The following is a 9,561-nucleotide window of genomic DNA, read 5'->3' on the forward strand; positions in this document are numbered from 1 at the left end:
TTTTAGCTTGTCAGAGGCTTTTTATGGGGATAAAACCCCTCAATAATTCATCAATCTGAATGTTTACCCGGTATACTGGATATCTACCGGCCTTGTTTTATATGCACCTGTGAGGGAGTAATATGCGCGTTCTAACTGTCATCCCGACGTATAACGAGAAGGAGAACCTGCCCATCGTGGTTGAGCGTCTTCGTAAGGCAGCTCCCGAGGTGGACATTCTCGTGGTGGATGATAACAGCCCCGACGGCACCGGCCAGATTGCTGATGAGCTGTCGGCTAAGGATTCCCAGATTCACGTTCTGCACCGCACCGTTAAGGACGGCCTGGGCGGCGCATACCTCGCTGGCTTCGATTGGGGCCTTGAGGCAGGCTACGACGTTCTGATTGAGATGGACGCTGACTGCTCGCACCAGCCTGAACAGCTTCCTTCTCTGGTTCGTGCTGTGGAGGCGGGCGCTGACCTGGCTATTGGTTCGCGTTACGTTCCCGGCGGCAAGACTAAGAACTGGCCGGCTCACCGCCAGGTTCTCTCTCGCGGCGCCAACCTGTACACCCGCCTGATTCTGGGCACCTCCATCAAGGACATTACCGCTGGTTTCCGTGCATACCGTCGTGACGCTCTGCAGCGCCTGAACCTGGACGGTATTGACTCGAAGGGCTACGTGTTCCAGGTTGATTTGGCGTGGCGTTCTGAGCAGGCCGGCCTGAATATTGTTGAGGTTCCGATTACCTTCGTTGAGCGTGAGATTGGCGCTTCGAAGATGGACGGCAACATTATCTTTGACTCCATGTCTAAGGTGACCCGCTGGGGTATGGCTAACCGCATTCAGAAGCTGAGGAAGGCTCTGGGCAAGTAATCGTCCCTCGCTCTGAGACTTATACGAAAGACCGGGGCGGATACATAACGTATCCGCCCCGGTCTTTTTACGCTTTCTGTAGCGCTCTATCCTGGCTCACGTGCCGATGGGAAGCCCCCTACCAAACAAGAAGCCCGCCTCAGAGCACGGGTGGCTCTTAGCGGGCTTCTACAGCCTTTCTACGGCGCCTCTACGGTGCTTTTAGAGCGCGTAGTGCTTGCGGTAGTATTCCAGGCGGTCTTCCAGAGTCTTTTCCAGCTCTTCGATGCTGCGGCGTTCCATGAGCATATCCCAGTGGGTACGTGCGGGCTTTTCCTCTTCGGCGTCTGCGGTGGAGTCGCCGTTGACGAGGTATGCTTCCTTGCCGGACTTTGCGGTCCATACCGAGGGGATTTCTGCCTCTGCCGCGAAGGTCACGAAAACGCGGTCACCGTCAGCGGTACGGTATTCGACGCGCTGGCGGGGCGCGGGCTGTACGTTCGATTCGGTTTCCATCGACTGGGAACCCAGGCGCATACCGCGCAGGCTACGATCGCTCATTTTTCCTCCAGTGTCGTCGGGTGCGCTCTTTGGCGCTTTAGGCATAACGTTGGGCGGGGGAGAGCTATTCCCTCGAACGTTTACAAAACATCCATTATATCGGTAATAGTCTCCACCCGCCCAACGTGGTGGTGTTTATTCGGCGTGATTTTTGGTGATTCACGCTTTTTTATGCGTTAGATTTCGCGTTTAGCCGTTGATGCCGTAGCTTCCGGGTGCCTGCGGGGCGCTCTTGGGTGCCTCTGCTGCGGGCTTCTTCGGTGCGTCCGCAAGGTCGGATGCGGGCAGGGTGCCGAATGCGTTGCCGAGGCCGCGCAGTGCATCGCCGAGTTCGGTCGGGATGAACCAGAGCTTGTTGGCGTCGCCTTCGGCGAGCTTGGGCAGGGTCTGCAGGTACTGGTAGGTGAGTAGCTGCTGGCTGGGGTTGGATTCGTGGATTGCTGCGAAGACCTTCTGCACGGCTTCTGCTTCACCGTTTGCGCGCAGGATTGCGGACTGTGCGTCACCTTCTGCACGAAGGATCTGTGCCTGCTTTTCACCCTCTGCACGCAGGATGGCTGCGCGGGATTCACCTTCTGCGGTCAGAATGTCGGACTGCTTCTGGCCTTCTGCGGTGAGGATTGCGGCGCGGCGGTCACGCTCTGCACGCATCTGCTTCTCCATGGAGTCCTGGATGGATACCGGGGGCTGGATTTCCTTGATGTCCACGCGGGAGACGCGCAGGCCCCAGCGGCCAGTGGTGGAGTCGAGTACGCCTCGCAGCTCCGCGTTGATCTGGTCGCGGGAGGTGAGGGTCTGCTCCAGGTTCAGGCCACCGACGACGTTACGCAGGGTTGCGCTGGTCAGCTCGTCTACGGCGCGAATGTAGTTGGTGATTTCGTAGGTTGCAGCCTGGGGGTCGGTGACCTGGAAGTACACGACGGTGTCGATACCGACCACGAGGTTATCTTCGGTAATCACGGACTGCGAGGGGAAGGAAACGACCTGTTCACGCAGGTCGATGAGGGGCAGCACGCGGTCAATCACGGGGATGACGATGTGCAGGCCGGGCTTGAGAACGGCGTGGAACTTACCCAGTCGTTCGACGATGCCGGCTCGTCCCTGCGGGATGACGCGCACGGTCTTTGCGAGCATCGTCAGCACGAAGAGGATGAGTAGAACCGTCAGAATAAGGCTGATAGGCATTGTTTCTCCTTATCGGTGAGTTATATGGTGTGTTTTTGGAGTATCTGAGTTGGCTTTTGGAGCCGGTATTCAGATGGGTCTTAGTTTGTTGGTCTTAGTCGTGGGGGAGAGGCTCTACGATTGCGGTAGCACCCTCAATGGCTCGTACCCTCGCGTGTGATCCTACTACGAGCGTTCCGGAGGCGGTGCGCGCCGTCCAGGTGTCGCCAGCTAGTACAACCAAACCGGTTTCACTAGTCACATCTTGAGTGACGCGCACCTCAGCACCAACGAGTGCTTCAGCATTAGTGACAGCTCCGGTGGCTGATTTATTGAGCTTTTTCAGCAGCGGCGGGCGCAGGCCAAGAACCAAAATCAGGCAGATCACCACGAAAATAACGGTTCGAATCAGCATGTTATCCACGAAGGGCGATATTGCTGCGGTGATGCCTGCGCTAATCGCCAGCATGAGAAAGAACAGGTCGAGGCTGAGCATTTCTATGACGGCGAAAACGAGGGCGAGTGCAACCCAGAGTGTCCAGGGTGTCTCAAAGAGCCAATCCACGAGTTTTCTCCTTTGGTGTACATCAACCGGCGTGGTTGACGTTGAATCTGCACACGAGGCGACAGCACCTTCGTGATGCGGGGTATATCCATTATTTCAGGCGGATTGAGTACTGGCGACAGTTCTGGTGACCGAGTGAGGTTAATACATGAACTGTTAAGACTTTATTTAGATACGGGGAATCTTTGGTTCATTCTAGACCTCCCTAAAAAGCCGATAATATACATTATGTAAAGTAGACCTATTTTTCACTACCCCACCGACTGCTCACCGGTGCTTTCTACGCTCAGGCTGGCACGGGTCAAACCTGCGCTCCTCGCAGTGCGACCGCGCTGTTCCATCCGCGGTTCTGAACTCCGCGCGCCTCAGCTAGCCGTACGCTCACATGCTCCGAACCTCGGATTCCTCAACGCCTCCCGTTAAACGACAAACACCCGAGACGAGCTCACACCATTCGGTGCGCCCCATCTCGGGTGCCTATCATCAGCTACTAGGCTTCTTTATTCTGCGTGCCTGGAGCTGAACTCTACCCAGGCGTTGAGCACACGCTCTGCTGCACCGGATGCAATAGATTCGCGTGCATCGGCCAGCGCCTGAGTGAAGCGGGTCTCAAAGCTCTCACCGTTGACCGGGCGGTACGCCACCAGGCCTGCGGCCGCATTGATGAGCACAGCGTCGTGAATAGCGCGCAGCGGGCTCTTCGGGGCCTCGCCCTCCCCCGCCAAAATGGCACGGAAAACACCCGCGTTGTACTCGGCGTCGCCGCCTCGCAGCTGCTCCAGCGGCGCGTTCTGCAGGCCGTACTCGGTCGGGTCAAAACGGTACTCGGTCAGCTCGCCGTCCACAGCCTCCCACAGGCGGCTCGTGGTGGCGATGGTCAGCTCGTCCAGGCCGTCATCACCGCGGAAAATCAGGGCGTGGTCGCCGCGCTCTGCGAAGACGTGAGCCATCTTCTCAGCCATGACCGGGTTAGCAACGCCAATAGCCGAGGACTTCACGCGGGCCGGGTTCGTCATGGGGCCCAGGTAGTTGAATGCGGTCGGAATGCCCAGCAGGCGGCGGGTCGGGCCCACGTGGCGCATTGCCGGGTGGAAGGTCATGGCAAACAGGAAGGTGATGCCAGTCTCGCGAGCGCATTCGGCGACTGCGGGAATGGGCATGTCGAGGCGGATTCCGAGGGCTTCGAGGACGTCTGCGGAGCCGGATTTGGAGGTAGAGGCGCGGTTGCCGTGCTTGACGACGGTTGCGCCGGTGCCTGCGATGACAAGGGCGGCCATAGTGGAGATGTTGACGGTGTTTTGCTGGTCGCCGCCGGTGCCGACGATGTCTACGGCGTTGGGGTCGATGTCGACGGTTTCGGCTTTGGCAATCATTCCGGCTGCGAGTGCGCCGAGTTCTTCGGGAGTTTCGCCTTTGGAGTGGAGGGCGGTGAGGAAGGACGCGAGGATCGGCTGTTCGGTTTGGCCGGTCATGATTTGGTCCATTGCCCAGGCGACTTCGGTGTCGGTGAGGTTTTGGTGTTTGACGAGCTGGTTGAGGATGTATTTCCAGGTGATTTCGTGCGTAGTCATGTGTTAAGTGTAAAACCCCCGCCGCGTATCTGCATGGTTGGGTGCAGTATGCGAGACGGGGGTTTATTAGGCGCGTTGCGCTTTAGTGGCGCGTGGTGGCGGTTTAGTGGAAGGAGTCACCGCATGCGCAGGAGCCTGCTGCGTTGGGGTTGTCGATGGAGAAGCCCTGCTTTTCGATGGTGTCTTCGAAGTCGATGGTGGAGCCATCGAGGTAGGGCGCGCTCATCTTGTCGACGATGACTTCTACGCCGTCGAAGTTGCGGACTGCGTCGCCGTCGAGGACGCGCTCGTCGAAGTAGAGCTGGTAGATGAGGCCGGAGCAGCCGCCGGGCTGGACGGCGATGCGCAGGCGCAGGTCGGTGCGGCCTTCCTGCTCGAGGAGGGTGCGGACCTTGGTCTGTGCTACTTCGGTGAGGTTGACGCCGTGGGTCGGCAGTTCGATGGTGGTTGCACTCATTGGTGTTGTCCTTTTGTTTTGTTGGTTGCCCGTGTGCGCCGCGTGTGCGCCGCGTGTGGGTGTTTTAGCCTTCACGATACGCGCCCGGGTGTTTGATGTACAACCTAGGGTGTGCATAGTTCGCCGGGGGCGTGAGTGTTGGTGTGGGGGCTTGACAAATAATTCTGCTTCTAGGATACCGAAAAAGTGGGGGTTGGGGTTTGTGACCTTTCTCCCCCACTTTTTGTGGATGTTTCTCCCCCGCGCTTCCTGAAACTTTCTAACCGAGTGGGTGCTGGTCAGCGAGCGCGTTTAGCGAGCGCCGAGTGCGCTCAGAAGCAGCGCCTCCGCAAGGATTGCGTTCTTGAAGTCCGGGATGTAGAGGGACTCGTTGGCGCTGTGTGCGCGGGTGTCGGGGTCTTCTACGCCGGTGACGAGAATCTGTGCCTGCGGGAAGACGTCCTTCAGGTCGGAGATGAATGGGATGGAGCCGCCCATGCCGGTCTGTACGGGTTCTACGTCCCATGCGGCGCGCATTGCGTCGAGGGCGGTCTGTGCGCCGTCTGCGTCGACTTCGGTGGCGAAGGGCATGCCGGAGTCGACGGCGGTGTAGTTCGCCTGAGCACCGTGGGGTGCGTGTGCCTTGATGTGTTCGGCGAGTGCGCGGTGTGCGTTTTCGGGGTTGTCGCCGGGTGCTAGGCGGGTGCTGATGCGTGCGCGGGATACGACGGCGAGGGTGTTGGAGGAGGTTGCGATGGAGGGGATGTCCATGCCGATGACGGAGATTGCCGGCTGGGTCCACAGTCGGGAGGCAACGCTACCGGTGCCTGCCAGGGGTACGGTGTCGAGGATTCCGGAGTCGTTGCGGAAGTCTGCTTCGGCGTATTCGAGTTCGGGCTCGGGGGCGCGGTGTAGGCCTTCGACGGCTACGGCGCCGGTGGCGTCGTGCAGGGTGGCGAGTAGCTGCGCCATGAGGGTGTGTGCGTCGAGCATGGGGCCGCCGAACATGCCGGAGTGGATGGCGTGGCTGCCGACGCGCACCTCGATGTCGCCGGATGCGACGCCGCGCAGGCTGGTGGTCAGTGCGGGTACGCCGGCACGCCAGTTGGCGGAGTCTGCGACCACGATGTAGTCGGCGGACAGTTCCTCACGGTAGGTGTTGAGGAAGGAGACGAAGGAGGGCGAGCCTGCCTCTTCTTCGCCTTCGATGAAGAGCTTCACACCGAGTTTGAAGTCCTCGCCGAGAGTTTCGTTGAGGGCTGCGAGCGCGGCGAGGTGCACGAGGATGCCTGCCTTGTCGTCTGCTGCGCCGCGGCCGTAGAGGCGGCCACCCTTGCGGGTTGCGACGAAGGGGTCGGTGTCCCATAGGTCGAGGTTGCCGGCGGGCTGTACGTCGTGGTGGGCGTAGAGCAGGATGGTCGGGTAGCCTTCTGCGGCGGGGCGGGAGGCGATGACGGCGGGCATGCCCTGCTTTTCGGTGCCGTCGGCGGTGGTGTAGGTGGCGCGTTCGATGCGTACGTTGTTGAAGCCTGCCTTGGTTGCGAGCGCGGCGACTGCCTCGGCGCTGCGGTCTACCTGGGTGAGGTCGTGCGATTCCCAGGCGATGGAGGGGATGGCGACGAGCTCGGTGAGGGTCTGCAGGGTTGCTTCGAAGTTTTTGGTGACGGCGTCGCTGAGGGCGCTGTGGTGGGTGAATTCAGTAGTCATGTTTCTACCTTACCCCTACCTTACCCGCCGCCGCCGGGTGGTTGGGGTTGTTTCAGTTGCTGGTGTGGGCTTGTGGGGGCGGGTTTGGTGTGTGCCGTTCGGGTATGATGGGAGGGTGTTTGGTCGTAAGAAAGAGAAGGCTGAAGCGGAAGCTGTTCAGCCGCAGGTTGTAGAGGAGCCTCAGGCTCCGGTTAATCCGAAGTTCACCCCGAAGAAGGGCCGTCCTACTCCTTCGCGTAAGGAGCAGCAGGCGGCTCGTCGTCAGCCTCTGGTTGTTAATGACCGTAAGGAGGCGAAGGCGCGTGAACGTGAGGCGATGGCGAAGGCTCGTGAGCGTCAGAATGATGCGTTGATGGGTGGCGATCAACGTTACCTGCCCGCCGTGGACCGTGGTTCGCAGCGCCGTTATATCCGTGATTATGTGGATGCGCGCCGTAACCTTGGCGATTTTATGTTGGCTGTGCTGCTGGTTCTGCTTATTGGTGGCTGGATTGCTCAGGGTGTGTCGGGTACGTCTACTGCGGCGGCACCGATTTATTACGGTTCCGTGTACGCAATGTATGCGCTGATGATTCTGTGGGTTGTTGACTACTTTATTTTGTGGCGCAGCCTGAAGAAGAAGCTGATTGCGAAGTTCGGCGAGGTTCAGCGTGGTTCTGGCATGTATGCGTTTAACCGTATGATGATGATTCGTCGTATGCGCCGCCCGGTTCCGATGGTGAAGTACGGCGAGTACCCGCACTAAGTCGTTTGTGCCCTGCGGTGTGGCTCCCTAGTGGCTCTGTGGGGGTTGTGCTTGTTGGGTGTGGGGAGAGGTCCTGAAGGTTCAAGGCCTCTCCCCTATTTTTGTGCCCGCTAATTCTTACCCTCTTACGCGTGGACGTATATGTCGTGGTTATACGCCGGTACGGTTAGGCTTCGATTCGGGAGTAGAGGATCTGCCACCTGCCGTCGCGGTGTTCGAGGGCGAATGTGTAGATTTCTTCTTCCTTGTCGCTGCTCCAGGTTTCTTGGCGGCCGTCGGGTTCTACCTCGGTGTGTTTGTCCCATTCGTGGTTGGTTTTCAGGTAGTAGGTTTGGCCGTCGTCGCTCCAGGGTATGCCTTCGGGTTCGAAGTGTTCGATGCCGTCGATGACCCATCCGCCGCGCTGGTAGAGCGCTTCTATTTCCTTGTAGATTTTGAGTTCTCCGTCGTTTGATGAGGAGAGGAATTCGCGGGCTTTGCTGTAGTCGCCGGTTTGGACGCCGTAGTTGACCCATTGGTTCCAGGCGTCCATGGTTTTGAGGAGGCCGTCGGGGGTCTTTGCGCGGTAGCCGTCTTCGGGGGCGTTGGGTTTGGGGACGTTCTGGGCGGGGCCTTTGGCGTCTGCCTTGCGGTATTCGCTGTTACCGGCATTGTTGCCGGAACTACTGCTTGGGCTGCTGTTGGTGGCAGACTTGCCGGAGGCGGTGGATCCGTCTCCTGCAGTTGTGATGTCGTGCGGTGCGCAGGCGGCGAGTAGGGTGCTGAGGCTGATGAGTGTGCCTCCGGTCAGCATTGAGCGGCGGTTCAGCATGTTCGGGTTCATGGTTGGTCCTCCACATCGTTGTAGTGCATGGTCTCCCGCTTATCTCCATTATGCGCGAGCGCGCACGTGGAACCTGTCATTGCTTTCCTACCCTCCGGGCGGGTGGCGGTCTATCTTGCGGAAAGTTTAGGAGGGCTTCACTTTGGTTGTTGCTTCAAAATGCGCGGCGGCTCAACACATCAGAATCCATCAAAAATTTCTTCATAATTACTTATCCACACCTTCGTAGCCCATAATTTCCCATTTCTGACCATCATGCTTCAGCTCGAATTTGAAAGTGTCATTGGTCTTATCCTCATTCACCCAGCTACGCGAACTACTGTCAGATTCAACATAAATCTCACGATCCCAGTGACGATACGCCTTCCAAAAATACGTCTCCCCATCCTCAGACCACGGCGCACCATCAGCCTCAAAATAGTCAACTCCACCAATAATCCAACCGCCACTAGCGTAAAGATCCTCAACATCGGCATATGCCTGCAACTCATCTTTAAACTCCGACGACACAAACTGACGAGCCACGGAATAATCACCAGTCTCGGTGCCATAGTTAGCCCATTCAACCCACGCTTTAAGGGTCTTACGCATGCCTTCAACAGACTTCTCACGGTACCCATCTTCTGGCTCAGCAGGCTTGGGTACATTCTGTGCATTGCCGTACTTATCCGCAGGGCGGTACTCACCATCCGGCGCCTTGGAACCACCCGAGTAGCCACGAACAGTAGACGGAGTAGCACTCGCCGAAGGCGACTCAGATACCGCAGCCGAAGCCAACTCATTCGGTGCGGTGGAGGCGGTAGCTGCCGCCTCGTTATTTGCCTGCTGGCCACACGCCGCAAGCAGGGCCCCCAGGCCCACAAGCGCACCGCTACTCAGCAGGGTGCGGCGACTCAACACATCAGAATCCTTCAAAAATTTCTCCATGATTACTTATCCACACCTTCGTAGCCCACAATTTCCCACTTTGTTCCATTATGTTTAAATTCATATTTAAACGTATCATCGCTTTTATCATCATTATTCCATCCACGCCAGCTACCATCATATTCAACATATATCTCGCGATTCCATTCTCGGTATGCCTTCCAGAAATATATCTCTCCATCTTCTGACCAAGGCGCACCATCAGCACGCAGGTTTTCTATTCCGT

10 protein-coding genes and 1 pseudogene are annotated in these 9,561 nt (G+C 58.2%); 2 read left to right on the forward strand and 9 right to left on the reverse strand.

All coding sequences use genetic code 11. The features are described 5' to 3' along the window. Window positions 1–122: 122 nt before the first annotated feature. Window positions 123–857: a polyprenol monophosphomannose synthase gene (locus HMPREF2942_RS02340; protein ID WP_070604287.1), complete on the forward strand. Its 735-nt coding sequence runs from the start codon at window positions 123–125 to the stop codon at window positions 855–857. Between the two features lie 201 nt (window positions 858–1,058). Here HMPREF2942_RS02340 and HMPREF2942_RS02345 read toward each other — a convergent pair whose 3' ends face one another. From HMPREF2942_RS02345 to HMPREF2942_RS02370, 6 genes are all read right to left on the reverse strand, one after another. Continuing rightward, complete coding sequence (locus HMPREF2942_RS02345; RefSeq protein WP_005506034.1) at window positions 1,059–1,397, reverse strand: RNA polymerase-binding protein RbpA; 339 nt, start codon at window positions 1,395–1,397, stop codon at window positions 1,059–1,061. A 189-nt stretch (window positions 1,398–1,586) separates the two neighbouring features. Next, complete coding sequence (locus tag HMPREF2942_RS02350) at window positions 1,587–2,582, reverse strand: SPFH domain-containing protein (RefSeq protein ID WP_070688237.1); 996 nt, start codon at window positions 2,580–2,582, stop codon at window positions 1,587–1,589. A 94-nt stretch (window positions 2,583–2,676) separates the two neighbouring features. Then, window positions 2,677–3,126 carry an NfeD family protein gene (locus HMPREF2942_RS02355; RefSeq protein ID WP_070666600.1) on the reverse strand — a complete coding sequence of 150 codons (450 nt, stop codon included), beginning with the start codon at window positions 3,124–3,126 and terminating at the stop codon, window positions 2,677–2,679. Between the two features lie 500 nt (window positions 3,127–3,626). Further along, window positions 3,627–4,697 carry an anthranilate phosphoribosyltransferase gene (gene trpD / locus HMPREF2942_RS02360; protein WP_049337622.1) on the reverse strand — a complete coding sequence of 357 codons (1,071 nt, stop codon included), beginning with the start codon at window positions 4,695–4,697 and terminating at the stop codon, window positions 3,627–3,629. A gap of 103 nt (window positions 4,698–4,800) precedes the next feature. After that, entirely contained in the window at window positions 4,801–5,154 is a 354-nt protein-coding gene (locus HMPREF2942_RS02365; RefSeq protein WP_049337623.1) for a HesB/IscA family protein, read from the reverse strand. A gap of 291 nt (window positions 5,155–5,445) precedes the next feature. Further along, complete coding sequence (locus HMPREF2942_RS02370; protein ID WP_070688239.1) at window positions 5,446–6,840, reverse strand: M20/M25/M40 family metallo-hydrolase; 1,395 nt, start codon at window positions 6,838–6,840, stop codon at window positions 5,446–5,448. Window positions 6,841–6,955: 115 nt separating this feature from the next. Between HMPREF2942_RS02370 and HMPREF2942_RS02375 the strand changes: the two genes are divergently transcribed. Next, window positions 6,956–7,585, forward strand: coding sequence for a DUF3043 domain-containing protein (locus HMPREF2942_RS02375; RefSeq protein WP_070634064.1), 630 nt, complete (start codon window positions 6,956–6,958; stop codon window positions 7,583–7,585). 166 nt (window positions 7,586–7,751) lie between these two features. Here HMPREF2942_RS02375 and HMPREF2942_RS02380 read toward each other — a convergent pair whose 3' ends face one another. The 3 genes and pseudogenes from HMPREF2942_RS02380 to HMPREF2942_RS02390 all read right to left on the reverse strand — a co-directional run. Beyond that, the gene (locus tag HMPREF2942_RS02380) at window positions 7,752–8,408 is read right to left on the reverse strand and encodes a DUF6318 family protein (protein WP_070634065.1); all 657 of its coding nucleotides are present in this window, start codon (window positions 8,406–8,408) and stop codon (window positions 7,752–7,754) included. Between the two features lie 207 nt (window positions 8,409–8,615). Next, window positions 8,616–9,335 carry a DUF6318 family protein gene (locus tag HMPREF2942_RS02385; RefSeq protein ID WP_070688241.1) on the reverse strand — a complete coding sequence of 240 codons (720 nt, stop codon included), beginning with the start codon at window positions 9,333–9,335 and terminating at the stop codon, window positions 8,616–8,618. Between the two features lie 2 nt (window positions 9,336–9,337). Continuing rightward, window positions 9,338–9,561, reverse strand: a pseudogene (locus HMPREF2942_RS02390) (DUF6318 family protein); the annotation flags it as partial.

Source organism: Rothia sp. HMSC071C12 (assembly GCF_001813895.1).
In the GTDB taxonomy this organism is placed as follows: domain Bacteria; phylum Actinomycetota; class Actinomycetes; order Actinomycetales; family Micrococcaceae; genus Rothia; species Rothia mucilaginosa.

Excerpts from the sequence above, each read along its gene's own strand:
- HMPREF2942_RS02340 (WP_070604287.1), top strand. The coding sequence starts at position 123 with ATGCGCGTTCTAACTGTCATCCCGACGTATAACGAGAAGGAGAACCTG.
- HMPREF2942_RS02385 (WP_070688241.1), bottom strand. The coding sequence starts at position 9,335 with ATGGAGAAATTTTTGAAGGATTCTGATGTGTTGAGTCGCCGCACCCTG.
- trpD (WP_049337622.1), bottom strand. The coding sequence starts at position 4,697 with ATGACTACGCACGAAATCACCTGGAAATACATCCTCAACCAGCTCGTC.
- HMPREF2942_RS02370 (WP_070688239.1), bottom strand. The coding sequence starts at position 6,840 with ATGACTACTGAATTCACCCACCACAGCGCCCTCAGCGACGCCGTCACC.
- HMPREF2942_RS02350 (WP_070688237.1), bottom strand. The coding sequence starts at position 2,582 with ATGCCTATCAGCCTTATTCTGACGGTTCTACTCATCCTCTTCGTGCTG.
- HMPREF2942_RS02345 (WP_005506034.1), bottom strand. The coding sequence starts at position 1,397 with ATGAGCGATCGTAGCCTGCGCGGTATGCGCCTGGGTTCCCAGTCGATG.
- HMPREF2942_RS02365 (WP_049337623.1), bottom strand. The coding sequence starts at position 5,154 with ATGAGTGCAACCACCATCGAACTGCCGACCCACGGCGTCAACCTCACC.
- HMPREF2942_RS02380 (WP_070634065.1), bottom strand. The coding sequence starts at position 8,408 with ATGAACCCGAACATGCTGAACCGCCGCTCAATGCTGACCGGAGGCACA.